At 69.7% G+C, this 25,448-nt stretch carries 23 protein-coding genes and 1 pseudogene; 15 read left to right on the top strand and 9 right to left on the bottom strand.

Features of this window, described 5'->3' with window-relative positions; all coding sequences use genetic code 11:
* Positions 1 to 5: 5 nt before the first annotated feature.
* A complete protein-coding gene (locus ON41_RS13080; RefSeq protein ID WP_040747845.1) occupies positions 6 to 686 on the bottom strand; it encodes a cysteine hydrolase family protein in 681 nt (226 codons plus the stop codon).
* 351 nt (positions 687 to 1,037) lie between these two features.
* Between ON41_RS13080 and ON41_RS43760 the strand changes: the two genes are divergently transcribed.
* Together ON41_RS43760 and ON41_RS13090 are read left to right on the top strand one after the other, a co-directional pair.
* A complete protein-coding gene (locus ON41_RS43760) occupies positions 1,038 to 1,493 on the top strand; it encodes a MarR family winged helix-turn-helix transcriptional regulator (RefSeq protein ID WP_373281345.1) in 456 nt (151 codons plus the stop codon).
* Positions 1,490 to 2,332, top strand: a complete 843-nt coding sequence (locus tag ON41_RS13090) for a DMT family transporter (RefSeq protein WP_246829519.1) — start codon at positions 1,490 to 1,492, stop codon at positions 2,330 to 2,332. Before ON41_RS43760 ends, ON41_RS13090 begins: the two co-directional genes overlap by 4 nt.
* Here ON41_RS13090 and ON41_RS13095 read toward each other — a convergent pair whose 3' ends face one another.
* The 3 genes from ON41_RS13095 to ON41_RS13105 all read right to left on the bottom strand — a co-directional run bounded on the left by ON41_RS13095 (position 2,333) and on the right by ON41_RS13105 (position 4,318).
* Positions 2,333 to 2,947 carry a hypothetical protein gene (locus ON41_RS13095; RefSeq protein ID WP_157185450.1) on the bottom strand — a complete coding sequence of 205 codons (615 nt, stop codon included), beginning with the start codon at positions 2,945 to 2,947 and terminating at the stop codon, positions 2,333 to 2,335.
* A 141-nt stretch (positions 2,948 to 3,088) separates the two neighbouring features.
* On the bottom strand, positions 3,089 to 3,724 hold the full coding sequence (locus tag ON41_RS13100) for a DUF1345 domain-containing protein (protein WP_083905313.1): 636 nt from the start codon (positions 3,722 to 3,724) through the stop codon (positions 3,089 to 3,091).
* A 129-nt stretch (positions 3,725 to 3,853) separates the two neighbouring features.
* The gene (locus ON41_RS13105; protein ID WP_040747848.1) at positions 3,854 to 4,318 is read right to left on the bottom strand and encodes a hypothetical protein; all 465 of its coding nucleotides are present in this window, start codon (positions 4,316 to 4,318) and stop codon (positions 3,854 to 3,856) included.
* 124 nt (positions 4,319 to 4,442) lie between these two features.
* Here ON41_RS13105 and ON41_RS13110 point away from each other — a divergent pair, with 124 nt between their 5' ends.
* A complete protein-coding gene (locus tag ON41_RS13110) occupies positions 4,443 to 5,066 on the top strand; it encodes a PadR family transcriptional regulator (RefSeq protein WP_040747849.1) in 624 nt (207 codons plus the stop codon).
* Between the two features lie 292 nt (positions 5,067 to 5,358).
* On the opposite strand, the gene ON41_RS13115 is transcribed toward ON41_RS13110, so the two are convergent.
* Both ON41_RS13115 and ON41_RS13120 read right to left on the bottom strand, forming a co-directional pair.
* Entirely contained in the window at positions 5,359 to 7,689 is a 2,331-nt protein-coding gene (locus tag ON41_RS13115; protein WP_040747850.1) for an MFS transporter, read from the bottom strand.
* 257 nt (positions 7,690 to 7,946) lie between these two features.
* A complete protein-coding gene (locus tag ON41_RS13120) occupies positions 7,947 to 8,552 on the bottom strand; it encodes a TetR/AcrR family transcriptional regulator (protein WP_246461688.1) in 606 nt (201 codons plus the stop codon).
* Positions 8,553 to 8,620: 68 nt separating this feature from the next.
* Here ON41_RS13120 and ON41_RS13125 point away from each other — a divergent pair, with 68 nt between their 5' ends.
* From ON41_RS13125 to ON41_RS13165, 9 genes and pseudogenes are all read left to right on the top strand, one after another.
* Positions 8,621 to 10,048 carry a DHA2 family efflux MFS transporter permease subunit gene (locus ON41_RS13125; RefSeq protein WP_040747852.1) on the top strand — a complete coding sequence of 476 codons (1,428 nt, stop codon included), beginning with the start codon at positions 8,621 to 8,623 and terminating at the stop codon, positions 10,046 to 10,048.
* Between the two features lie 137 nt (positions 10,049 to 10,185).
* Complete coding sequence (pheS, locus tag ON41_RS13130; RefSeq protein ID WP_040747853.1) at positions 10,186 to 11,247, top strand: phenylalanine--tRNA ligase subunit alpha; 1,062 nt, start codon at positions 10,186 to 10,188, stop codon at positions 11,245 to 11,247.
* A 31-nt stretch (positions 11,248 to 11,278) separates the two neighbouring features.
* Positions 11,279 to 13,782: pseudogene (gene pheT, locus ON41_RS13135) on the top strand (phenylalanine--tRNA ligase subunit beta).
* 110 nt (positions 13,783 to 13,892) lie between these two features.
* On the top strand, positions 13,893 to 15,212 hold the full coding sequence (locus ON41_RS13140) for an ABC transporter substrate-binding protein (RefSeq protein ID WP_040747922.1): 1,320 nt from the start codon (positions 13,893 to 13,895) through the stop codon (positions 15,210 to 15,212).
* The gene (locus ON41_RS13145; RefSeq protein ID WP_040747854.1) at positions 15,209 to 16,114 is read left to right on the top strand and encodes a carbohydrate ABC transporter permease; all 906 of its coding nucleotides are present in this window, start codon (positions 15,209 to 15,211) and stop codon (positions 16,112 to 16,114) included. The genes ON41_RS13140 and ON41_RS13145 overlap by 4 nt, the downstream gene beginning before the upstream one ends.
* Positions 16,114 to 16,971, top strand: a complete 858-nt coding sequence (locus tag ON41_RS13150; protein WP_040747855.1) for a carbohydrate ABC transporter permease — start codon at positions 16,114 to 16,116, stop codon at positions 16,969 to 16,971. The genes ON41_RS13145 and ON41_RS13150 overlap by 1 nt, the downstream gene beginning before the upstream one ends.
* 39 nt (positions 16,972 to 17,010) lie before the next feature.
* A complete protein-coding gene (locus ON41_RS13155) occupies positions 17,011 to 17,793 on the top strand; it encodes an alpha/beta hydrolase (RefSeq protein ID WP_040747856.1) in 783 nt (260 codons plus the stop codon).
* Between the two features lie 127 nt (positions 17,794 to 17,920).
* On the top strand, positions 17,921 to 18,403 hold the full coding sequence (locus ON41_RS41055) for a PspA/IM30 family protein (RefSeq protein ID WP_040747857.1): 483 nt from the start codon (positions 17,921 to 17,923) through the stop codon (positions 18,401 to 18,403).
* A gap of 35 nt (positions 18,404 to 18,438) precedes the next feature.
* Entirely contained in the window at positions 18,439 to 19,458 is a 1,020-nt protein-coding gene (locus tag ON41_RS13165) for a hypothetical protein (RefSeq protein WP_040747858.1), read from the top strand.
* Between the two features lie 2 nt (positions 19,459 to 19,460).
* Here the strand turns inward: ON41_RS13165 and ON41_RS13170 are convergent, their stop codons facing one another.
* The 3 genes from ON41_RS13170 to ON41_RS13180 are packed head-to-tail and all read right to left on the bottom strand — an operon-like array spanning position 19,461 to position 21,668.
* Positions 19,461 to 19,868, bottom strand: a complete 408-nt coding sequence (locus ON41_RS13170; RefSeq protein WP_040747859.1) for a RidA family protein — start codon at positions 19,866 to 19,868, stop codon at positions 19,461 to 19,463.
* Positions 19,861 to 20,634: an IclR family transcriptional regulator gene (locus ON41_RS13175; protein ID WP_040747860.1), complete on the bottom strand. Its 774-nt coding sequence runs from the start codon at positions 20,632 to 20,634 to the stop codon at positions 19,861 to 19,863. The genes ON41_RS13170 and ON41_RS13175 overlap by 8 nt, the downstream gene beginning before the upstream one ends.
* Positions 20,631 to 21,668, bottom strand: a complete 1,038-nt coding sequence (locus ON41_RS13180) for a sugar kinase (protein ID WP_040747923.1) — start codon at positions 21,666 to 21,668, stop codon at positions 20,631 to 20,633. Before ON41_RS13180 ends, ON41_RS13175 begins: the two co-directional genes overlap by 4 nt.
* A gap of 233 nt (positions 21,669 to 21,901) precedes the next feature.
* Here ON41_RS13180 and ON41_RS13185 point away from each other — a divergent pair, with 233 nt between their 5' ends.
* The 3 genes from ON41_RS13185 to ON41_RS13195 are packed head-to-tail and all read left to right on the top strand — an operon-like array spanning position 21,902 to position 25,441.
* Positions 21,902 to 23,173 (top strand): type III PLP-dependent enzyme domain-containing protein, encoded by a 1,272-nt coding sequence (locus tag ON41_RS13185; protein WP_040747924.1) that lies wholly within the window; start codon positions 21,902 to 21,904, stop codon positions 23,171 to 23,173.
* A 14-nt stretch (positions 23,174 to 23,187) separates the two neighbouring features.
* Positions 23,188 to 24,798 (top strand): N-acyl-D-amino-acid deacylase family protein, encoded by a 1,611-nt coding sequence (locus ON41_RS13190; protein ID WP_040747861.1) that lies wholly within the window; start codon positions 23,188 to 23,190, stop codon positions 24,796 to 24,798.
* 22 nt (positions 24,799 to 24,820) lie between these two features.
* On the top strand, positions 24,821 to 25,441 hold the full coding sequence (locus ON41_RS13195) for a bifunctional 4-hydroxy-2-oxoglutarate aldolase/2-dehydro-3-deoxy-phosphogluconate aldolase (RefSeq protein WP_040747862.1): 621 nt from the start codon (positions 24,821 to 24,823) through the stop codon (positions 25,439 to 25,441).
* Positions 25,442 to 25,448 lie beyond the last annotated feature (7 nt).

Below are 25,448 nucleotides of genomic sequence, written 5' to 3' on the forward strand. Positions count from 1 at the left end.
CGGTGTTAGGGGGTGTCGGTTGGTTCGGTCCAGTAGTCGGGGTTTCTGCCGTAGTTGGGGGTTGTGTAGGCGCGGTCCCAGGGGGCGTTGTCGGCCAGTAGTTCTCGCCATTCGGCGACCTCGACGTAGATCACACGCATCGAGTTCAGGGCGCTGTGGTGGAGGTCTGGGCCGTCGGTGGTGACGGCGTCTTCGGCGACGGCGACCTCGTAGTTGTGTTCCAGTGCCGCGCGCACGGTTGCCTCGACGCACACGTTGGTTTGCAGGCCGGCTACCAGGAGTCGGTGCGCTCCAAGGCTTTTCAGTACCGGTCCGAGTTCGGTGTAGGCGAAGAAGCTGTGGCGGGTCTTGTCGAGCACGATGTCCCCGGGTTGTGGCGCGACCGCGTCCATGATCTCGGTGCGCCACTGCTTGTCTTCCGGTGACAGGACCGGCAGCCGGTGCCGACGTGAGCGCAGGTGGCGGGCGGCACGCGGGTTGGCGGCCAGTGCACCGGCCGGGCTGGTGATCTGGCGCGAATAGACGATCGGGACGTGTGCTGTGCGGGCGGCGGCGAGCAGGTCCGCGCATTCGGTGATCACCTCGTCGAGCCGCCAGATCGGCGGCCATCCGAGCGCATCACGCAGCCCGTCGTCTGCGATATATCCGTTCTGCATGTCGACCATCAGGACAGCGAGATCCGGCATGGATGAACCCTCCCTGCTACTACGTGACGGTGTAACTATGGTCGCTGCCGCGCGGGGATGTTGCATCCGCAAGATGCCACGGGCACAAGGTAACCGCTAGCCGCACGTGGTGAATCGGTCGCAAGGGTGCTGATGGAATCGTCGCGGAGTTCGTGATGGATTCGTCGCAAGGGTCGTGGTGGAATCGTCGCCCCGGGGACGACGGAATCGTCACGGGGTGCCGTTCTGGGATTCGTCGAAGTCGCAAACGGTTGTGTGTTTACTTCGGGCTCGTCGAGGTATGCATGAGGCATGCATATGTCACGGGTGGCGAACCTGCTGGGTGCGGCTGCGCTTGCGGTGAGCGACAGGATGGTCAGCGATGTCACCGCGCAGTCGCAGCTGAGTCCTAGTGCGTCGGCGGCGCTGGTCGTGCTGCTCGAGTCCGGACCGGTCGGGGTGACGGAGTTGAGTCGGTGTCTGGGGTTGACGCAGTCTGCTGCCACTCGGACTCTGGATGCGCTGGAGAGTGCGGGGTTGATTCGCCGGACGACGGTCGGGCGTGGGCGGTCGGTTGCGCTTACCGATGCGGGGCGGCGCGAGGCTACCAAAATTTTGCGGGCGCGGGTCGGGTGGTTGGAGGGTCTTGTCGGTGCACTTGATGAGGGGGATCGGGCGCACCTCGAGCGGATTCTCGGGCGGTTGCTGACCGCGATCTATGACGCGGTGCCGGAGTCGAATCTGCTGTGCAGGCTGTGTGATCGGCGGGCGTGTACTCGCGGGCAGGTGTGTCCCGTCGGGCAGGCCGCGCGGGATCGGTCCGGGTGAGTGTCGTGGCCTGGATGTTGGCTCTGGCCTCGGCGGTCTTGTATGGCCTGTCGGACTATGTCGGCGGGATAGCCTCGCGCCGAATACATTTCGCTGTCACCGCGATCCTCGGGCAGGTCGTGGGTTTGGTGGTGGCCGTGGTGTTGGCTGCGGCGAATGGGTCCGGGGTGCCGCGTGTGGCGGATCTGGGGTGGGGTGCGCTGTCCGGGATGGGGACCGCTCTGGGGATGGCGGCGCTGTTTCGTGGGCTGGGGCGCGGGACCATGAGCACGGTGGTGCCTACCAGCACGCTGACGGGTATGGGGCTGCCGGTGTTGTTCGGTGTGGTGGTGGAGGGGCAGCGGCCGACCCTCGCGGCCGGTATCGGGATCGTGGCCGCGTTGCCCGCGCTGTGGTTGGTCGCTCGCACGCCCGATGGCGCGTCCACCGCGTCTCGTGCGGCGGTGCTCGACGGTCTGGTCGCCGGTGTCGGTATCGCGATCCAATATCTGGCGCTGGCGCACGCCGCGCCGGTCTCGGGGTTCTGGCCGGTGGCCGCCGGCCGGGTTGCCGCCGTGTGTGCGCTGGTTCCGCTGGTCCTGTGGGTGCGAGCCGTGTGGGTCGCGGAGTTCCGGCCGATCTGCCTGGCTGCCCTTGCCGGGGCGACTGCGGCGTTGGCGCTGGCGGCGTATCTCGCTGCGGCACAACGGCAATTGGCCGTCGTTGCGGTCTGCTTGTCGTCGCTGTATCCGGTGATTCCGGTACTGCTGGGCATCACCGTCCTGCACGAGCGCCTCACTCGTGCCCAATGCGTCGGCCTTTTTCTGGCGACGATCGCGGTGGTATTGCTCGCGGTCTGATCACATTCGGCGGCGGCGCTTGGGCGGTGAGGTGCGTGCCCCGAGTTCCCCTGCGGCCATGACCAAACCGCCGATGGCGAAGATCGCGAATCCGGTGCTGGGCGTGCTCTGGGACGTGTGCTGGGCGATGCCGAGCATCATGATCGCCCAGCCGAAGGCGGCGATCGCGCCGCCGATCCACAGGCACGCCTTCGTCCATCCGGGTGCTCCGGACAGATCGTCCGGCTGGGGAGCGTAGTGGTCGTAGATCCAGATATCGCCCGCCGCGGTGTGGCCGTCGCCGGTTCCGCGGAGCACCGTCCGGCCGCCGCGGCCGGTGTGCGTCATCGTGTACTGATTTCTCGCTCGATCGAGTTGATCCCGCAGGTCGGCCAGTTCACGCTCGAACCGCTCGTCGGTGTCGGCCGCATGCTCGATCGCGGCCGCGACCCGTTTTCGCGTGCGGATGCTGTCCGGATTCTCGGTGAGATCTTCGATGGGTCCGCGGCCGAGCTTCCGAACCACCAGCTGGGAGAGAGCGGCCAATCCCTGATCCAGGGAGTGGTCCAGCAATCGATCACCGGCTCCCCCTATCGCCGTGGCCAAATAGTTGGCGATTACCGTTCCGTCGATCATGCCCGTCTCCTCAGTCGCCACCCGGGGCATTGCACTCACCTAATCGTCGCGTCGATCGCCTTTGTTTCAAGGGCCCTATCGCGAATTAGTTTGTGAGAACAGGTAATTGGCGACCGTCGGGTTTGCTGTCAAGAAGGCGGCTCAGCCAGTGGCGAGGCCCGCGACAAGGTTGATCGTCGTGGCGAGGACGACTGTGCCGAAGACGTAGGAGAGGAGGGTGTGGCGGAGGACTACGGCGCGGATCTTCTGGCTGGAGACGCCGGTGTCGGAGACCTGGTAGGTCATGCCGAGGTTGTAGCTGAAGTAGAAGAAGTCGCGGTAGGCCGGTGGGGCCTTGGAGTTGAAATCGATTCCGCCCTTAGGGTTTTCGTAATAGAGGTAGGCGTAGCGCGTTGTGTACATGAGGTGCAGGCCGGCCCAGGCCATGAAGACTCCGCACAGTGCGATCGCCGCTGCGGCCGGGCCCTCCTCGGAGTGGCCGAGTACGAGGATCATGACGATGCCGACGAGGCCGCTGAGCGCGGCGGTCACGACGGCGAGTTCCTCGACGACCGGCCGGAAGTCCTCGCGTCGTGAGTAGGCCCGGGTCTCCTCGGCGTCCAGCGGCCACAGCGCCAGCCAGCCGACCGTGACGAAGAGGACGGCCGTCGTCGCGATTCCGGCCGTGATGCCGAGTGGTCCCGCCGTGCACACGCCGACCACCACGCCCGCCACGAGCCCCGCGGCGACCGAGAACACCAGCCTGGTGACGGCGGACAACAACAGCCGGTTGCGCATGTCCGAGCACTGTACTGACTGATCGCCGTCCGATGGTCCCGGCGCGGCGCATAGGCGAAGACCGCCTTCGGCGTGAGAGGCGAAGGCGGTCTTCGGAGTACCGGGCGTTTGCCGCCGCCCGGTGGGTGCTCAGCGTGGCGCGTTGGCCGGGTCGGCGAGGGTGGGGGTGCGGCCCTGCTTGTGCGCCTGCTTGGCGTCGTCGAAGAATTCGCGGCTGAACAGGGCCGAGAGGATCGCGATGCCGCCGCGGTGGATTCGGAACTCGCTCTTGGCGCTGGCGCCGGTCAGCCGGATGACGCGGCCGGTGGCCTGCTGCGGCGCGGCGTAGTCCTTGACCCGGCCGCGTCCGGTCCAGTCCAGGTCGCTCTGGTCGATGACGGCGTCGTCCGGAACCAGGAGCTTGACCATGGCGTGGTCCAAGCCGGCGTGCACCTCGATCGGGCCCTCGCCCTCGATCCACGGCGAGCGCAGGTCGAGGACGACGCTCGCGTAGCGGGCCTTCACCTCGAAGTCGGTGGCGTGAGTCCAGTCGCCGAGGCGCTTGACGGACGTGTGGTCGGCGTGGATGCGGACGGTGTCGGTTCTGGTGGTCATTGCTCTGGTCCTTTCGGATCGCACTGGTCGGGTTCGCCTGCTCCTCAATAGTGTCATGAGAACTAGTATCTTCGCAACTAGTTTTAGGGAATCTAGTTGTAGGGCACCTAGTAGGATCGGCGGTATGACGACAGCGGACCGGTTCAAGCGATCGCCGCTCGCGATGGCGGTGCTCGGCATCCTGCACCTCGAGCCGATGCATCCCTATGCCGTCCAGCGCCGCATCAAGGAGTGGGGTAAGGACCAGGTCGTGAACGTGGGTCAGCGCGCCCAGCTGTACAAGACGATCGCGCGGTTGCAGGAGGCGGGGCTGGTGGCGGTTCGTGCGACGGATCGCGATCAGCAGTACCCGGAACGCACGGTCTACGAGATCACCGATGCGGGTCGGGCGGCGTGCATGCGATGGATCACCGAGATGATCGGCGCGCCCCGCAACGAGTTTCCGGAATTCCCTGCGGCCCTGTCGTTTCTGATGCTCCTCGGGCCGGAGGGGGCGCACGCCGAACTGAGTCGCCGCGCAGCGGCCCTGCGCGCCGAACTCGCCGAACTCGACGCGGGCATATCGCAGGCCACGCAGTTCGGCCTGCCCCGTGTCACCCTGCTCGAAGACGAATACCGGCGAGCCGTCGTCGACGCCGAAATACGGTGGCTGGACGGCGTTGTCGCCGATATCACCGACGGCAGGCTGACGTGGTCGATGGAATCGCTGGCGCAGTTCCAGGACCAGACCACCGCGTCGAAGGGCTAGCGGGTCCCGGCCGCAATCATCGCCATTATCGGGCAGATGCCCGGGCGGTATCAGATGGACTTCGGCGAGAGGTCCCGTCGTTGCGGCCCCAGGGGGCCGCAACGACGGGAAAGTAGGGGAGGAGCGGACCACGGGATTCTTTGTGGCTGTGGTTGTTACGGATTCTTTGTGTCCGTGGTTGTTACGGATGCGCTGTGGCTGCGGTTGTTACGGATGCGTTGTGGCTGTGGTCGTTACGGATGCGTTGTAGCTATGGTCGTGACGGGAGGTTTTGTGGCCGTGGTTGTTACGGCTACTCGCCCGGGTAGGAGAGTTCGATGTCGTGTCCGTCCGCTGAGCCGGAGCGCAGGGCGACGGTGCGGGTTGTCTCCGGGTAGCCGGAGGCGATGACCGTGTAGTCCCCGTTGCCGAGGTTGGTGAAGGCGTAGGTCCCGTCGACGGCCGTTGTGGCCGTGCCGATGACCGCGCCCGCGGTGTCGACCAGGGTGACCCTGGCGTCGGGGAGGGGGCGGTCGGAGGCGTAGACGGTGCCGTGGAGCTGGGCGCCTCGGGAGAGGGTGAGGTCGAGGCGGGTGAGGCCCTGGCCGTGAACCTCGGCGGAGACGGCGACCGGCTGGAAGGCGGCGGCGTTGACGGCGACGGTGACCGGGCCGGGGATCAGGTCGGCCAGTTCGTAGCGGCCGTCCTCGCCGGAGGCGCCGGCGGCCATGACCTCGCCGCGGCTGTCGGTGACGATCACCACCGCGTCCGGGACCGGGGAGCCGTCGTCGGCGGCGCTCAATGTGCCTGCGAGACCGCTCATTCCGCTCAGCTGGAAGTCGTAGCCGAAGGGGCGGCCGTCGACGGTGATCGGCGCGGCCTGCGGCTGGAATCCGTCCGCGGACGCGATGAGCACGTAGGCCCCGGACTCGGGAGCGTCCAGTCCGAACCCGCCGTCGTGGCGGGCGAGCGCGCGGCCGACCTGCCGTCCCGCGGGGGAGATCAGCGTCAGGGCGGCGCCCGGCAGTGGCGCGCCGTCCCCGGCTCGCACGTGGCCGTACACCATCGCCTCGGGCTCTTCGACCGGGACCGTCGCCGCGTCCCCGACCTGAGTCAGTTCGGTGATCGCAGTCGGCTCGACGGGGGCCGAACTCGACGTCCGCAGCGCGACCTCCTTGATGAACAGCGTCAGCACGAACGCGACGAACGCGACCGGCGCGGCGTAGAGGAATACGTCGGCGATGCCGTGCCCGTAGGAATCCTCGACGATCGTGCGGATGGGCCCCGGCAGCGCCGCGAGATTCGGCAGTTCGTGACCCGAGCCGCCCGTGGCGCCCGCCGCGGCGGGGCCGAGCTTCGACAGGCCGTCGCTGACGTAGTCGCTCACCTTGTGCGCCATGATCGCGCCGAGCGCGGACACGCCGATCGCGCCACCGAGCGAGCGGAAGAACGCGACGAGCGAACTCGCGGCCCCGAGATCCTTCGGCGCGACCTGATTCTGCGTGCACAGCACCAGGTTCTGCATCGTCATGCCGATACCGAGACCCATGAACGCCATGTACACCGCGACGAGCCAGTAGTTCGTGTCGTAGCGGATCGTGCCCAGCAGGCCGAGTCCCGCGGTGATCAGCGCGGCGCCGCACACCAGCCACGCCTTCCAGCGCCCGGTGCGGGTGATGATCTGGCCGGAGATCGTCGAGGCGACGAACAGCCCGCCGATCATCGGGATCGTCATGACGCCGGACATGGTCGGCGACTCGCCGCGCGCCAGCTGGAAGTACTGGCTGAAGAACACCGTGCCGGCGAACATCGCGGTGCCGACCATGAGCGAGGCGGCCGAGGCCAGCGAGATGGTCCGGTTGCGGAACAGCCGCATCGGCACGATCGGCTCCGCCGCCCGGAATTCGGCGAAGACGAACACCACCGCAAGCAGCAGCGCACCGAGCACCATGACCAGCGTCTGCCAGGACAGCCAGTCGTACTTGTTGCCCGCGAAGCTGACCCAGACCAGCAGCAGGCAGACCGAGGCGGTGACCAGGAACGCGCCCAGCCAGTCCACCTTGACCTCGCGCCGGGTGGTCGGCAGATGCAGGGTCTTCTGCAGCACCACCAGCGCGACCAGCGCGAACGGCACGCCCACGTAGAAGCACCAGCGCCAGCCCAGCCAGCTGGTATCGGTGATGACGCCGCCGAGCAGCGGGCCGCCGACGGTCGCCACGGCGAAGGTCGCGCCCAGATAGCCGCTGTAGCGGCCGCGTTCGCGGGGCGCGATCATCGCGGCCATCACGACCTGGGCCAGGGCCGACAGCCCGCCCGCGCCGATGCCCTGCACCACGCGGCAGGCGATGAGCATCGCGGCGTTCTGCGACAGACCGGCGACGACCGAGCCACCGATGAAGATCAGCAGCGCGATCTGGACCAGGGCCTTCTTGTTGTAGAGGTCGGCCAGTTTGCCCCAGAGCGGGACGGTGGCCGTCATCGCGAGCAGGGCGGCGGTGACGACCCAGGTATAGGCGGTCTGCCCGCCGCCGAGCGTGCCGATGATCTTCGGCAGCGCGTTGGAGACGATCGTGGAGGAGACGATGGCCGCGAACATGCCGAGCAGCAGGCCCGAGAGGGCCTCCATGATCTGCCGGTGTGTCATCGGCGCATCGTCCGGCGGTGCGGCGGGGACTGCTGCGTCCACGCTCGCGGTTGCTGATGCCATCGGTTCTCTTTCTCGGACGTGGGCCGGGGGCCGGGGCGCTGGGCATCCCGGCCCGCCGTGGCCGCGTCGTAACGACGTTGTCGAATAAGGGAGCAAGGTAAACAAGTTGGTTGCTACAGCTAACTATAAATCCCGACCTCGCCCGTTGTCACGCAGGGGCGGGGGAGTGGCGGAGTCGCCTTCGTCACCCGGGGTCAGTTCCCCTGGAAGCACTCCATGATCTCGTCGGCCCACGGCGTCGGCACCGCGCCCGGCCCCGCGACCTGCATGGCGGCCATGACGGTCAGGAGCATGCCGCCGGCGAGGAAATTGCGGGTCTCGTCCGCCGACGCCCCGGTCAGCTCGCGGACCAGCCGGTAGATGCGGCCGAACCGGTCGCGGACCTCGGTGCCGATCGCCGGTTCGGAACTGGCGGCGAAGCCGTGCAGCAGGACCAGCAGCAGGGCGCGATCGGCGAGGAAGGTCCCGTAACCGTCGCCGAGGACGTCCAGCGCCTGCTCCGGGGTCGCATCCGGGGGGACCTGGCTCGCGGCCTCCCGGAAGACCTCCTCGACGCGGTCGCAGACCCGGTTGGCGGCGGCGATGAACAGCTGCTGCTTACTGCCGAACAGCCGGATCACGTACGGCTGCGACACCCCGGCCAGGCGTGCGATCTCGTCGGTTTTCGTTGCGGCATACCCGGATTCGGCGAAGGCGGTGACGGCCGCGTCCAATACCTGCTCGCTGCGCTCACCGGCGGTCATGCGCGTCCGGGGTGTCACCGTCGTCCTCCTGGGGTCGTCGAGATCTGCTGTTGACATGTTATCAGTCGATGCATACTCTTCGATACATCAAGTTATCAGTCGATAACAACAAGGAGTTCGACATCATGACCACCACCGTCGAGACGTCCGGATCGGCCGTCGCCGAATCGGCCGGCGCCCGCCGCACACCCCCACTCGCCGCGGTGCTCGCCGCCGTCGGCATCCCCACCTTCATGGTCACGCTGGACAACCTGGTCGTGACCAACGCGCTGCCGGTGATCCGCACCGAGATGGGCGCCTCGCTGAGCGATCTGCAGTGGTTCGTGAACGCCTACACGCTGGCGTTCGCCTCGCTGCTGCTCACCGCTTCCGCGCTGGGTGACCGGCTCGGCCGGCGTCGTGTCTTCCTGGCCGGGATCGCGGTGTTCACGCTCGCGTCGGCGGCCTGCGCACTGGCCACCGAGCCGTGGATGCTGATCACCGCCCGCGCGGTGCAGGGGCTCGGCGCCGCGGGCGTCATGCCGCTGTCGCTGACATTGCTGTCGGTCGCGGTGCCGGAGCGGATGCGCAGCGCGGCGATCGGCATCTGGGGCGGCATCACCGGACTCGGCGTGGCGGTCGGGCCGGTCGTCGGCGGCGCGGTGGTCGACGGCCTGAGCTGGCAGTGGATCTTCTGGCTGAACGTGCCCATCGGCCTCGCGGTGCTGCCGTTCGTGGCGCGGGTGCTCGGCGAATCCTTCGGCGGCGCCAAGCGATTCGATCCGCTGGGCCTGATACTGGCCTCCGGCGGCGTCCTCGCCGTGGTCTGGGGCGTCATCCACGGCGCCGACGACGGCTGGACCTCCGCGCCGGTGCTGACCGCCCTGATCGGCGGCGCGGCGCTGCTGGCGGCGTTCGTCGGCTGGGAACTGCGGACGCCGGAACCGATGCTGCCGCTGCGGCTGTTCCGCTCCCGGGCGTTCGGGGTGAGCAACGTGGTCACCTTCACCTTCTCGGTCGGCGTCTTCGGCTCGGTGTTCCTGCTCGCGCAGTTCTTCCAGGTCGTGCAGGGTCTCTCGCCGCTGGAATCCGGCGTGCGCACGCTGCCCTGGACGCTGGCGCCGATGGTGGTGGCCCCGATCGCGGGCCTGATCGTCGACCGGGTGGGCGCGCGCACGCTGCTCACGACCGGCCAGGTGTTCCTGGCCGGGGGACTGGCGTGGATGGCCGCGGTGACGACCGCCGACGTCGCGTACGGCTCCTACGTCGGGCCTTTCCTGCTGGCCGGGATCGGTATGGGTCTCACCTTCGCACCCAGCGCGACCGTCGTGATGGCCAGCGCCGCCGCGCGCGACCAGGCGATGGCCTCGGGCACCAACAGCACGCTTCGCGAGGTGGGCGTGGCGATGGGTGTCGCGGTGCTGGCCTCGGTATTCGCCTCGCACGGCTCGTACCTCGGCCCGCAGGCGTTCGTCGACGGACTGGTGCCCGCGGTGTGGGTCGGCGCGGGGATCGTGGCCTTCGGGGCGCTGGTGTCGGTGCTGCTGCCGCGCCACATCGGCGTCACTCGCTAGCCTCGCCCCGCGGCGGTGTGATCGGCGGCGAAATCCGCGTGAGGTGGCCTGCGTGCAGTGCGTACGATTCGACCCGCAACAATGTGGGGTAGGTAAACCGCCGACACCCGTACCAGCCAGGGGAGAGACGAAGCATCGTGGCCGACGAGAACGCACGAGCCGAGCAGACCGCGGCACTGAGCGAGGAATCGCTCTCGGCCGCCGCAGCAGCAGCGGAGAAGGCGTTCGCCGCGGCAGCCGACCTGGATGCGCTCGCGGCCGCCAAGACCGAGCACATGAGCGGCAAGTCGCCGATCGCGCTGGCGCAGCGGGCCGTGGGCGCGCTGCCGAAGGAGGAGAAGTCCGACGCGGGCAAGCGGGTCAACGTGGCCCGCTCCCGCGTCTCGGAGGCGTTCGAGACGCGCCGCGCCGAACTGCTCGCCGAACGCGACGCGGCCGTCCTGGTCGCCGAGACCATCGACGTGACGCTGCCCGCCCCGCGCGGGCCGATCGGCGCGCGGCATCCGATCACCGTCCTGTCCGAGCGGATCGGCGAGGTCTTCGTCGGCATGGGCTGGGAGGTCGCCGAGGGGCCCGAGGTCGAAACCGAGCACTTCAACTTCGACGCGCTGAACTTCCTGCCCGATCACCCCGCGCGCACCATGCAGGACACCTTCCACGTGGCGCCGGAGGGCTCCCGGCAGGTGCTGCGCACGCACACCTCACCGGTCCAGGTGCGGTCCCTGCTCGAGCGTGAGCTGCCCATCTACGTCGTATGCCCCGGCCGCACCTTCCGCACCGACGAGCTGGACGCCACGCACACCCCGATCTTCTCGCAGGTCGAGGGCCTGGCGGTGGACAAGGGCCTGACGATGGCGCATCTGCGCGGCACGCTCGACGCCTTCGCGCGGGCGCTGTTCGGCCCCGACACCCGAACCCGCATGCGCCCCAGCTTCTTTCCCTTCACCGAACCCTCCGCCGAGGTCGACGTCTGGTTCCCGGACAAGAAGGGCGGCGCCGGCTGGGTCGAATGGGGCGGGTGCGGCATGGTGAATCCGAACGTGCTCGTCGCCAGCGGTATCGACCCCGAGGAGTACAGCGGGTTCGCGTTCGGGATGGGTATGGAGCGGACCCTGCAGTTCCGCAACGGCATCCCCGATATGCGCGACATCGTCGAAGGCGACGTGCGGTTCACGCTGCCGTTCGGCATCCAGTCCTGACTCACACACCAACGAGGAAGCGAAACGTCACGTGCGAGTAGCGCAGTCCTGGCTGACCGAAATCCTGCGGCGCACCACCCCGGAGTGGTCGGTGACCCCGGAAGAACTCGACGCCGGATTCGTCCGCGTCGGCCTCGAGGTCGAGGAGATCGACACCCTGGAGCGGATCACCGGCGGACCCGAGCGGCCGCTGGTGGTGGGCCGGGTCGCCGAGATCACCGAGCTGACCGAGTTCAAGAAGCCGATCCGGTTCTGCAAGGTCGATATCGGTCGTCCCGAGTTGCAGGAGATCGTCTGCGGCGCAACCAATTTCGCGGTCGGTGACCTCGTTGTCGTGGTGCTGCCCGGCGGCATCCTGCCCGGCGGGTTCGAGATCAGCTCGCGCAAGACCTACGGGCACGTGTCCAACGGCATGATCTGCTCGGTCGCCGAATTGGGTATCGGCAAGGACCATTCCGGGATTCTGGTGCTCGAGCCGGGGACGGCCGAGCCCGGTGACGACGCCAACGAGGTCCTGGGCCTGGACGATACGGTCGTCGAGCTGGCCATCACGCCGGATCGCGGGTACGCCTTCTCGGTGCGCGGTCTCGCGCGCGAACTGGCCTGCGGGTTCGACCTCGAATACGCCGATCCGGCCGTGCGTTCGCTGCCGGACGACGAAGCCGACGCCTGGCAGGTGCGGCTGGAACCCGAATCGCTGTGCACCCGGTTCGCCGCGCGGCGGGTGACCGGCATCGATCCGGCGGCGGTCAGTCCGTGGTGGTTGCAGCGGCGGCTGCTGCTGTCGGGCGTGCGGCCGATCTCGCCTGCGGTCGACGTCACCAACTACGTGATGCTGGAGCTGGGCCAGCCGCTGCACGCCTTCGACGCGGCCAAGATCACCGGTGGCCTGGTGGTCCGGCGCGCGCACACGGGCGAGACGCTGCGCACCCTCGACGACGCCGAGCGCGTCCTGGACGCCGAGGACGTCGTGATCGCCGACGACACGGGCGTCGTCTCGCTCGCGGGCATCATGGGCGGCGCGTCCACCGAGGTCGGCGACGACTCCACCGACATCCTGCTGGAGGCCGCGACCTGGAACCCGGTCGCGATCGCGCGCACCGCGCGGCGGCACAAGCTGGCCTCGGAGGCGTCGCGGCGCTTCGAGCGCACCGTCGATCCCGAGATCAATGTCGCGGCGCTGGACCGCGCGGCCACGCTGCTGGCCGACATCGCCGGTGGCACAGTGGAATCCGAACTCACCGACGTCCGGGTCGCGACGCCCGAGCGGGAGCCGATCCGGATGGATCTCGACCTGCCCGACCGGACCGCGGGCGTCTCCTACCCGCCCGGGACGTCGGCGCGGCGGCTGGCGCAGGTCGGCTGCGCGGTAGAGGTGAGCGTCAGCGACTCCGGGCACGGCCAGCTCGTCGTGCGCCCGCCGAGCTGGCGGCCCGATCTGGTGCAGCCCGCCGACCTGGTGGAGGAGGTACTGCGGCTGGAGGGCCTGGAGAAGATCCCGTCCGTCCTGCCCACCGCCCCCGCCGGTCGCGGCTTCACCGCCGCGCAGCGCCGCCGCCGCGCGGTGAGCCGGGCGCTGGCCTTCGCCGGTGCGGTCGAGGTGCCCGCTCCGGTCTTCCTGCAGGAGGGCGTCTTCGACGCCTGGGGCCTGGACGCCGACGACCCGCGCCGCGGCACCCTGCGCGTGCTCAACCCGCTCGATGTCGAGCGCGCCGAACTGGTGACGACGCTGCTGCCGGGACTGCTGGAAGTGGCCGCCCGCAACATCTCCCGCGGCGAACGCGACCTGTCGATCTACAGCATCGCCCAGGTGGTGCTGCCGACCGGCGAGACCCGCCCGGTGCCGCCGCTGCCGGTCGACCGCCGGCCCACCGACGACGAGGTGGCGGCCCTGGTGGGATCGCTGCCCGACCAGCCGGTACGGGTAGCCGCGGTGCTGACCGGGCGGCGCGAGCCGCGCGGGCCGTGGGGCGCGGGACGCGCCGCCGAGGCGGCCGACGCGTTCGCTCTCGCCGACGCCGTGGCCGACGCCGCCGGGGTGGCGCATCGAGCGCCGGGCGGCGTCGTACCTTCCGTTCCATCCGGGCCGACTGCGCGGAGCTGGTGGTCGACGGGACGGTCGTCGGTCACGCGGGCGAACTGCATCCGGCGGCGCTGGAGCGGTCGGGCCTCCCGCCGCGCACCTGCGCCTTGGAACTCGATCTGGACGCGTTGCCGCTGCGCGAAACCCGGCCCTCCCCGGTCGTTTCCGCGTTCCCGGCGGTGCTGCAGGACGTGTCGGTCTCGGTGGAGAAGGCGGTCCCGGCGGCCTCGGTGGAATCGGCGCTGCGCACCGGCGCGGGCACGCTCCTCGAGGACATCGCGCTGTTCGACGTCTACGAGGGCGCGCAGGCGGGCGAGGGCCGCAAGTCCCTCACCTACGCCCTGCGTTTCCGCGCCGTCGACCGCACCCTCACCGAGGACGAGGCCAGTGCGGCCCGTGACGCCGCCGTCGCCGCGGCCTCCGACGCCGTGGGGGCCGTCCTGCGCTCCTGACCTCACTTCCCGCCCTGCCTTCGGCGAAATCCGTGTGAGCGTGCACACCTTCGGTTACCGTGAGTGGCGTTTGATCTCAAGGGGTTTCGAGGGCACGGACGGAGGTGGCGATGCTGAGCCGGCGCACACTGCTGCGAGGTGCGGCGGTGGCGGGCGCGGCGGCCACGGTGCCCGCGCTGAGCGGCTGCTCCGACGACTCCGACGGGCTGACGTTCTTCTTCCAGGCCGCGCCCGAGGAAGCGAAGGTGCGGCGGCAGATCATCGACGCCTTCGCGAAGGTCCGGCCGGATATCCCGATCCGCGTGCAGATGTCGGGCATCGACCCGCAGCAGCAGATCCTCACCTACTGCGCGGGCGGCAAATGCCCGGATGTGCTGATGCAGTGGGAGTCGTATTCGCGATTCGCCGAACTCGGCGTGCTCCAGGACCTCAACGTCATGCTGGACCGCGACCCGGCCTACGCCGCCCGGCTGCGCGACGACGCCATTCCGCAGCTGTCGGAGACGTTCCGGTTCAAGGGCGGTCAGTACGCGCTGCCGGAGCAGTGGGCCGGAGTATTCGTCTACTACAACCGGAAGCTGTTCGACGAGGCCGGGCTCCCGCCGCCGCCCACGCGCTGGGAGGACGCCTGGACCTTCGACGAGTTCCTCACCGCCGCACAGGCATTGACCAAGCGTGACGCGTCCGGCAAGACCACCCGCTGGGGCTTCATCGACGCGTGGCCGGTGCCGTGGTGGTCGGCGTCGCTGTTCGGCATGAACAACGGCGGCGAATGGTTCACCCCGGCGATCGACCCGCAGCGGGCGAGCCTCGACGACCGGTTCGTCGAGGGTTTCCAGTTCTACGCGGATCTCGCGGTGCGGCACCGGGTCGCGCCGCTGTCGGCGGATCTGCAGTCGGTCTCGGCCTCGATGTCGGCGCTGGACCTGTTCACCCAGGGCAAGGCCGGCATGGTGATGACCGGGCACTGGCAGTACAGCGCGTTCGCCGCCGCCGACGATCTGGACTTCGACGTGACGGTGCTGCCGCGCGGGCCGCACGGCCAGGCCGCCAAGTCCGATATCGGCACCACCGGGCTCGCCATCTCCGCCGCCAGCCCCAAGAAGGATCTGGCCTGGGAGTTCGTCAAATTCGCCACCGGGCCGGAGGGGCAGCGGGCCGTGGCCGGGTCGGGACTGTTCGTGCCCGCGCTGCGATCGGCGTTGGAATCGCCCGAATTCGTGAAGGCGCACACCAGGATTCGCAATCTCGAGGTGCTGACCGGCGGGCCGGTCAACTCCCACCACGTGCCGGTGAGTCCCCGCTGGCCGCAGGTCGACGCCGCCTACCGGCGCGCCTGCGATCGTGTCCTGCGCGGCGCGGCCCCGGCGACGTGGTTCCAGGACGGCTTGGTCGACGAGCTGAACCGGCTGCTCGCGGGGTCGGTATGAGTACCGGCGGTCGCGTCTCCGCGCTCACCCGTCGCCGCGCGGCGGCCGGGCGGGCGTTCATCGTGCCGAATCTCGTCGGGGTGCTCGTATTCCTGCTGTTCCCGCTGGCGTTCTCGCTGTATCTCAGCTTCCACCACTGGAATATGTTCGACGCGCCGCGATACGTCGGGCTGGAGAACTACCGGCGGCTGTTCACCGGCGACCGGCTGTTCTATATCGCGCTGGCCAATACGGCCGTCTTCACGATCGCCACGCTGGCGCCGACGCTGGTGATCAGCCTGGCCGTCGCCGCGGGGCTGAACGCGAAGGTCAGGGGCATCGGATTCTTCCGCAGCGTGCTGTTCCTACCGCTGGTGGCCTCGACCGCGGCCATCACCATCGTGTGGGGCTTCATGTTCAACACCGAGGGCGGGCTGTTCAACACGGTGCTGGGCTGGTTCGGGATCGGGCCGGTGCCCTGGCTGGTCGAGCCGGCGTGGTCGCTGGTGTCGCTGTGCCTGGTCAGCATCTGGAAGAGCGTGCCGTTCGCGGCGGCGGTCCTGCTGGCCGCGATGCAGGGCGTGCCGGAGGATCTGCACGAGGCGGCGCGCATCGACGGCGCGGGCGGGCTGCGGCGGTTCTGGTCGGTGACGCTGCCGCTGATCCGGCCGGCGCTGGGTTTCGTCTTCGTCATCTCGATCATCAACTCGTTCCAGGCCTTCGACCAGGCGTATGTGCTCACCGGCGGTGGCGGCGGACCGGAGACCGGGACCTTCCTCGTCGGAATCATGTTGTTCCAGAACGCCTTCGCGTTCAACGATCTCGGCTACGCGTGCGCGCTGGCGTGGGTGGTCTTCGCGATCCTGCTCGCGCTGACCTATCTGCAACTGCGGCTCGGGCGCGACGATACGGGGGAGGCGTGATGGCGACCCGGGACGCCCGCACCCGGCGGGTGATCGTCCGCCGCACGGCGCGCGGACTGCTGATCTACCTCGCCCTGGCCGTCATGGCCTGGTGCGCGCTGCTGCCCATCCTGTGGGCGCTGTCGGGGTCGCTGAAGAAACAGGGCGAGGTCGCCGGATCGGCGCTGATCCCGTCCGAGCCGCAGTGGTCGAACTATCTCTCGGTGTTCGAATACGTGCCGTTCGGGCGCATGTTCCTCAATACGGTTCTCTACGCGGGGTGCGTGACCGCCGGGCAGGTCTTCTTCTGCTCGCTGGCGGGATACGCGTTCGCGCGCCTGCCGTTCAAGGGCCGTGACGTGGTGTTCCTGGCGTACCTGGGGACGCTGATGGTGCCGCTCACGGTGACCGTGATTCCGCAGTTCATCCTCATGCGCACCTTCGGCTGGGTGGACAGCCCGCTGTCGATGATCGTGCCCGGGCTGTTCGGCAGCGCGTTCGGCACCTACCTGATGCGGCAGTTCTTCCTCACGCTCCCCGTCGAATTGGAGGAGGCGGCGATCCTCGACGGGTGCAGTATCTGGCAGACCTACTGGCGGGTTCTGCTGCCGCACACCAAACCCGCGGTCCTGGTCCTCGCGGTGCTCACCTGGGTGACCGTGTGGAACGACTTCCTGTGGCCGCTGATCATGTTGCAGCGCAACAGCATCGCCACCCTGAACCTCGGGCTGGTGTGGATGCAGGGCCAGTACACCGCGCACTGGCCGGTGTTCATGGCCGCCTCGCTGATGATGCTGGCGCCGATGCTGATCGTGTACGCCTTCGTCAACAAGGCGTTCGTGCGCGGGATCGCCACCGCGGGCCTCGCGGGCCGGTAGATCCGGGCCGGATTTACGCGCTCGAGGTATGAAGGGACTATGCGACACCCGGCCACACCCGTACTCAACGCGCTGACGTACTTTCCCGAGCGCCGGATCACGGTGACGCCGGAGCGGCTGGGCCTGCGGTACGAGGACCTCTACTTCACCGCCGCGGACGGGGTGAGGGTGAACGGGTGGTTCGTGCGGGCGGAGGAGCCGTTCGGGCACGTGCTGTTCGCGCACGGCAACGCGGGCAATATCGGGGACCGGTCGCCGGTGCTGGCGCTGCTGGCGGCGGCCGGATTCGACGTGCTGGTCTTCGACTACCGCGGCTACGGCCGCAGCGAGGGGCATCCGGCCGAGCACGGCCTGTACCTGGACGCCCGCGCCGCCCGCACCGCGCTGCTGGAGCGCCCCGGCGTCGACCCCGACAAGGTCTTCTACCTGGGCAAGTCGCTCGGCGGCGGCGTCATGATCGAGCTGGCGGGGGAGTTCCCGCCCGCGGGCCTGATCCTCATGTCCACCTTCACCGGTCTGCGCGACGCCGCCAAGGCGATCTACCCGTACCTCCCGAAATCCCTTGTCCCGAACGCGTTTCCGAGCCTGAGCCGGATCGGCGCGCTGCGCACCCCCACCCTGATCATGCACGGCGACGACGACGAACTCCTGCCGGTCGAGATGGGCCGCGCCCTGCACGCCGCCGCCGCCGAACCCAAATCCCTCAAGATCTACCCGGGCGGCCGCCACAACGACCTGATCATGATTCCGGGGTGGAGCCGGGATGTGGCCGGTTGGGCCCGGAACGTGCTCGCGCACGCCCCCGCTGCCGCGGGGGAATAGAGGAGTGCGGGGGAATAGAAGGGGCGCGGGGGAATAGAAGGGCGCGGGGGAATGGAAGGGCGCGGGGAATAGAGAGGCGCGGGGGAATAGGAGGACGCGGCGCCTGCGGCCACCGTAGCCTGGTCCCATGTCGGATACCAGTGATTTCGCGGCGCTGCTGGCGGCCCTGCCGGACGAGGAGCTGCTGGCGGTGGTGGTGGCCGCGACCACCGGCCGCCCGGGGCTCGACCGGCTGCATGTGGTCGCGGCCGAGCTGGCGGCCGGAGCCGGTCATGCGGCGCCGGACGCGGCTGTGACGTCCACCACCAACGATCCGGTTGGTCCGCATGTGTCTGAGACATTCGGGCAGGTCGTGCCGAGTGCTGGAATACCTGTACCACCCACGGGTATTTCGGGCGTCGGCGGATACTCCGAATCCGGTGTCCCTACTTTCGAGTCAGTTCGGGATAAGGTCGAGCAGCGCTTCGGAACCGCGGAGGGGATGAGCGAACTCGATCGGCAGACACCCGCGGGCCGCAGCGTCGAAGAACACTGGGAGGCGCGGGACAAGGCCGCGCGGGAACGTCTCGACCGGATCCGGGAATCGATGCGCGGCAACGAATCCGGGTGATCGGCCGACTCAGGAACGGATAGAGGGTGGATGCGATGACGGAACCGCGGGCGATCGCCGAACGGCTGCTCGACGCGCAGGTGGACTTCATCATCGGGGAGGTGTCCGGCGACCGCTTCGCCGAGGTCGTCGCCCGCGACGTGGAGTCGGTGATCGGCGTCGCCGACACCGTCGTCTTCCGGGACGTGGTGAAGCCCGATGAGGCCAAGCGCACCGTCCGCACAATTGTCGACCGCGGCGACAGCCCGATCGCGCGGGACCTGGTCGGGGTGCTGTCCGACGCGTTCTACGACCACATCGCCGCCAACGACGACTACACGCTGGGTGACGTGGTCGAGCGCGAGCCGGTGGAGGCGCTGCTGGAGAAGATCCTCGGCATGCACGGCGCCCACGAGCGGCTGCTGGATCGGCTGAGCGAGGCGCCCACGGCGGGGCCCGTGGCCGCGAAGTTCACCGACATGCTGATCGACGACATCCTCGAGGCGAACAAGAAGATCGCCGGCAAGGTGCCGGGCGTGAACTCGCTGATGTCGATCGGCCAGTCCGCGGTGAAATCGGCGCGCAAGGCCGCCGAGGGGAGCCGGGTCGGCGCGCTGGCCGAGCGGGGCACGCTCTACGCGCTGAAGCGGGTGACCAACGCCATCCGCGAGACGCTGCGCGACGCGCCCGTGCACGGCGCCGCGATGGAATTCTGGGATGTGCACGCGGGCGAGCCCGTGAGCGGCCTCCGCGACTACCTCACCCAGGCCGACCTGCGCGAGATCGTGCTCGTCGTGCACCGCATCGTGATCACCACGCGCAACAAGGAATACGTGGGCCTGCTGCTGGACGAGGCCGTCGACGTCTTCTTCGAGAAGTACGGCGACTACACCCTGGCCGGCCTCCTGCCCGAACTCAACATCACCCCGGACGATATCGCCGAGGAGATCCTCGCCTACGGCCCCGCCGTCATCGAGGCCGCCAAGCGAAACGGCGTGCTGGCCAAGCTGATCCGCGAACGGCTGGAGCCGTTCTACACGTCCGAGCAGGTGCTGGGGATCCTGGCCGACGCCTGACGTCAGTCCGTGACGATCGCGATCGCGTCGATCTCCACCAGCATCTCCTCCCGGGGCAGGCCGGTGAAAACCGTGGTGCGGCAGGGCAGTACCTCGCCGGTGGTGCGGGCCTCCACGAACTTGCCGTAGGCCTCGTTCATGGCGGCGAAGTCCTCGCGCTCGGTGAGATAGACGCGCAGCATGGTGACGTCGTCGAAGGTGGCGCCGCTCGCCTCGACGATGGCCGCGACGTTCTCCAGGGTCCGGGTCGTCTGGGCCGCGACGTCGCCCGGGTGGAGGTATTCGCCGGTGGCCGGGTCCACCGGGCCCTGACCGGAGACCTGGACGAACGGGCCCTTGCGGACGCCCTGGGAGAAGGTGTGCGCGGGCGCGGGGGCGGCGGTGGTGCGGACGGCGATCTTCTCACTCATGGAGGGCCTTTCGGGGATCGGGGCTCGGGCTCCAGCCGAGCTCGTCGGAGACGGCGTCGGCCGCCGCGCGGACGCGCGGCAGCAGGCCGAGGACCTGACTGTGGTCGAGCAGCATGTCGGGCACCGAGACCGAGACCGCGGCGACCACCGTGCCGGTGCCGTTGCGGATGCCGGCGGCGACGCAGTTGACGAAGCTCTCGTGCTCCTCGTGGTCCTCGGCGAAGCCCTGGGCGGCAACGGTTTCCAGTTCGGACAGATAACGCTCGGGCGTGCGGATGGTGCGGTCGGTGAACCGGTGGTAGTCCAGCCGCTCGGCCACCTCCCGCCACCGCGCGCGGGGCAGCGCCGAGACCAGGATCTTGCCGACCGCCGTGCAGTGCAGCGGCGCCGGGCGGCCCACCCGCGAATACATCCGCACGCTCTGGGTGGCGTCCAGCTTGTCGATGTAGACGGCCTCGCCGGATTCGTAGGTGGCCAGGTGCACGGTCTGGCCGGTGTCGGCGTTGAGCTTCTCCAGGTGGCGGCGGGCCACCGTGCGCACGTCGCGGCGCTCCAGCGACCGGTTCGCCAGCTCGAAAAGCCGTGTGCCCAGCGAATATCGGTGCTCCGCGTCGTGGGTGACGAAGCGTTCGGCCTCCATGGTCTGCAACAGGCGCAGCACCGTCGATTTGTGCACGCCCAGCCGGGACGCCAGCTGGTCCAGGGTCCGCTGGTCCTCGCCGAGTTCGGTGAGGATGGTCAGGGCGCGCTGCAGGCTCTGGCTCATGAGGCCACATTCTCCCGGACGGCCGCCGGGAAACGCATCTCCGACCAGTCGGAAGGCGTTGCGGCGGCGTATGTTTCGAGACGGCTCAGGGGCGGCAGCTCGGCGATGTCGCCGGTGCCGGTGAGGGCGGCCGCCGCGCACAGGTGCCCGAATCGCAGCAGCTGGTCGTGCGGGCGGCCCTGGAGCAGCGCGGCCAGGTAGCCGCCGGCGAAGGCGTCCCCGGCGCCGATGGCCTCGGTCACCTCCAGACTCAGCGCGGGCACGTCGAGATACTCGGCGCCGAGAAATCCGGTGACCGAATGCCCGCTGTTCTTCACGACCAGATGCCGCGGCTGCGGGAACAACGCGCGCAGCCGGGCCGGATCGCCGGTGCCGAACACCTCTTCGGCCTCGTCGGCGCCGAGGAAGGCCACATCGCTGCCGCGCACCTGCCGCGCGAGGATCTCACCCGCCGATTCGGTGCGCCGGATCCACAGTGCCGGACGGTAATTCAGGTCGAAGCTCACCAGCCGCCCCCGTCGCGGCAGCGCGACGAGCCGGTCGCCTAGTTCGGTGGCCGTCGCCGACAGAGCGGTGGTGACGCCGGTGAAATGGATCAGCTCGCAGCGCTCGATCAAGTCGGCGGCGGCGTCCAGATCGGCCGGAGACAGGGCGCTGGCGGCGGATCCGGTGCGGTAGTACAGCATCCGGCTCGCCCCTGCGGGCAGGTCGGCGGTACGGTCCGAGCCGCCGCCGCGCTCCTTCACGTAGAGGCCGGTGGGCCGCGCGGGATCGGTGTAGACGGAGGCGGTGTGCACGCCGCGCTCGGCCAGGTGCCGCACCAGGTACCGGCCGAATCCGTCGTCGCCGACCCGGGAGATCCACGCGGTGCCGACGCCGAGCTGGGTGAGCACCGTGGCGACATTGGCCTCGGCGCCCCCGGCGGAGCGCTCGAACGCGGGGGAGTCCTCGAGCGGACCCGGGCACGCGACGAGGACGGCGAGCCCCTCGCCGACGGTGACAGCCCGCGGGCGGGCCGGCGTGGGCCGGTTCACACCGATCTCCTTCGAACGCTTGCGGGTATCGGACACTTCGTGCAGACTAACCACCGAAAACGTTATACGCAACGTGCGTTGCAAATTACGCAATGTGGGAAGTGTATGGCGGCGAAGGGAAAAGGAGCGTCGTGGTGAGGGACAGCGGCGGGGGTATCGATATCGGGGGCGGCCCGGACGTGCGGCAGCGGGCCACTGATGGCGATGCCGCGGTGCGATCGCGTGCCGAGGGCATCGATACCGCGGCCGTCGCGGCGCTGCACGATCGCGTGCTGGGGCCCGAACACAAATCCCTGCCACCGGCCGCGTGGGGTCGCACGGTGCGCGAATTCCTCGCCACCGCACCGCATCTGGACGACCTCGAGACGCCCGTGCTGACCGTGGAGCGGGCCGCGCTCGACGTCAACCGCGAGGTGATGGCCCGCTGGGCCGCGACCGCGGGCGTGCGGCTGGCCCCGCACGGCAAGACCACCATGTCCCCGCAGCTGTGGGCCGAACAGCTGGCCGCCGGCGCCTGGGGCATCACGCTGGCCACGGCCTGGCAGGCGCAGGTCGCGCGCTCGTTCGGGGTGCGCCGCATCCTGCTCGCCAACGCCCTGGTCGATCCGGCCGGATTGCGCTGGGTGGCAGCGGAATCGGCCCGCGACCCGGACTTCGAGTTCGTGTGCTGGGCGGACGGCGTGGACACCGTCGCGCAGATGGACCGCCACCTTCCCGAGGGCGCCCGCCTGCCCGTCCTGATCGAGCTGGGCGGCCCGCACGGACGCACCGGAGCCCGCGGCGTCGACGCGGCGCTGGCGGTCGCCGAGGCGGTGCTGCGGTCGGACCGGCTGGAACTGGCCGGGGTCGGCGGCTACGAGGGCGCGCTCGCGCACGACCGCACCCCCGACGCCGTCGCGGCGGTGCGCGGCTATCTCGACGACCTCGCCCGACTGCACCGCGCGCTCGCCGGCCGCTACGAGCGGTCCGCCCTGATCACCGCGGGCGGCAGCGCCTATCCGGACCTGGTCGTGGAACGGCTGGCGGGCCTGGCCGACGAGCAAGGCGCGCACGGTGTTCCGGTCACGGTGGTGCTGCGGTCGGGCGCGTATCTGATCCACGACGACGGCTTCTATTCCGGGATCTCGCCGCTGACCGCGCCCCGCGCCGAGCGACCGCTGCGCGCGGCCATGCACGGCTGGGCGCGCACGGTGTCGCGGCCGGAGCCGGAGCTGGCGCTGCTGGACGCCGGGAAGCGGGACCTGCCGTTCGATGAGGGGCTGCCGGTACCGCAACGGTTCGCGAACGGCGGCGCCGTGCCGCCGGGCGCGCACGTCTCGGCGCTCAACGATCAGCACGCCTTCCTCCGGCTGCCCGGCGGCGGCGACGTGCCCGTCGGGAGCGTGGTGCGCCTCGGCCTGTCGCATCCGTGCACGGCGTTCGACAAATGGCGGCTGATCCCGGTGGTCGACAGCGCCGCTGCCGCCCGCCCGCGCGTGGTCGATCTCCTGCACACCTTCTTCTGATCCGGCGGACCATCATGGGCGAGTTGTTGATTCGCGACATCGACGTCGTGGACGGCACCGGCGACCGCCGGTACCGGGCCGATGTGCTGGTGCGCGCCGGGCGGATCGCCGAGATCGCCCCGCCGCGCGCGATCGCGACGGCGGACCGGGTCGTGGAGGGTGAAAACCTCGCGCTGGCACCGGGTTTCATCGATATGCACGCGCATTCGGACCTGCATCTGCTCACCGAGCCCGATCATCTGCCGAAGCTGACCCAGGGCGTCACCACCGAGGTGATCGGACAGGACGGGCTGTCCTACGCCCCCGTGGACGACGCCGCGCTGGCCCTGCTGCGCCGCCAGATCGCCGGGTGGAACGGCAATCCCGCCGATCTCGACTTCTCCTGGCGAACGGTCGGCGAGTATCTCGACCGCCTCGACCGGGGCATCACGCCCAATGCCGCCTACCTGGTGCCGCAGGGCACGTTGCGGTTGCTGGTCGTCGGTCCCGACCGCCGCCCGGCGACCGGCGCGGAGATCGCGCGGATGCGGGACCTGCTGGCGGAGGGCCTGGCGGCGGGTGCGGTCGGCATGTCCAGCGGGCTCACCTACACGCCCGGAATGTACGCCGACACAGCCGAACTGGCGGCGCTGTGCGAGGTGGTCGCCGCCGCGGGCGGCTTCTACGCCCCGCACACCCGCTCCTACGGCGCGGGAGCCCTGGAGGCCTATGCCGAGATGATCGGCCTGGCCCGCACGACCGGCTGCGCGCTGCACCTGACCCACGCCACCATGAACTTCGGCGTGAACCGCGGCCGCGCACCGGAACTGCTGGCGATGATCGACGCCGCGCTCGCCGACGGCTGTGATATCAGCCTCGACACCTACCCGTACCTTCCCGGCAGCACGACCCTGTCGGCGCTGCTGCCCAGCTGGTCCATGTCGGGCGGCCCGGAGGCGGCGCTGACGCGGCTGGCCGACGAGGGGGAGCGGGCCCGCATCGCGCGGGATGTCACCGTGCACGGCTCCGACGGCTGCCACGGGGTGACCGCCGACTGGGAGACCATCCAGATCAACGGAGTCGCGAATCCCGCGCTCTCCGGCCGGGTCGGCCGCACGGTGGCGGAGATCGCGGTCGCCGAAGCCGTTGCGCCGGAAGACATCTTCTTCGACCTGCTGCGCCGCGACCAGCTGGCCACCACGATCCTCCAGCACGTCGGGCACGAGGAGAACGTGCGCGCCATCATGCGCCACCCCCGGCACATGGGCGGCAGTGACGGGCTCCTGGTCGGCGCCCGCCCGCATCCGCGCGCCTGGGGCACCTTCCCGCGCTACCTCGGCCACTACACCCGCGACCTCGGCGTATTCGGGCTCGAGGAGTGCGTGAACCATCTGACCGGCCGCCCGGCCGAACGGCTGCGGCTGCGCGAGCGCGGCCTGATCCGGCCGGGCTACGCCGCCGACCTCGTGGTCTTCGATCCGGTGACCATCGCGGATACCGCGACCTTCGACGATCCGAAACAGCCGGCGCGCGGCATCGTGCACGTGCTCGTGAACGGCCGCTTCGCCCTCGACGACGGCGTACCGACCGGCGTCCGCGCCGGACGCTCCCTGCGCCTGGACCCCGGCCGCCGGGAGACCCGATGAGATCCGACACCGAGGAGACCCGTTGACCACCGCCCTGGACGTGATCCGCGCCGACCGCGCGCTCACCGTGGTCCGCGCGCCGCGCATCCCCGACCCGCTCGCCCTCGCGGACACGTTGGCCGGAGCCGGAATTCGCGCGGTGGAGCTGACCTTCACCACTCCGGACGTGACCGCCGCGTTGCGCGCCGCGTCGGCCTCGGAGCGGGCCGTCGTGGGGGCAGGGACCGTCACGACCGGGGAGCAGGCCGAACAGGCCATCGGCAGCGGCGCCCGCTTCCTCGTCACCCCGGGGCTGCGGCCCGAGGTCGCGGCGGTGGCCGCCCGCCACGACATCCCGGTCGTCATGGGCGCGTTCACGCCCAGCGAGGTCATGCGGGCACTGGACCTGGGCGCGGCCGCGGTGAAGATCTTCCCCGCCCGCGCCCTCGGCCCCGGCTACCTGAAGGATCTGCGCGGGCCGTTTCCGAACGTGCCGCTCATCCCGTCGGGCGGCGTGCACGCCGGGAACGCCGCCGAATTTCTCGCGCACGGCGCCGTCGCCGTCACGGCCGGCACCGATGTCGTCCCGCCCGCGGCGGTCGAGGCGGGCCTGTGGTCCGAGATCGCCGAGCGGGCAACGCTTTTCGTTGGATCCATGAAGTGAGGTACCG

Origin of the sequence: Nocardia transvalensis NBRC 15921 (assembly GCF_000308875.1) — a bacterium.
GTDB classification, from domain to species: Bacteria; Actinomycetota; Actinomycetes; order Mycobacteriales; family Mycobacteriaceae; genus Nocardia; species Nocardia transvalensis.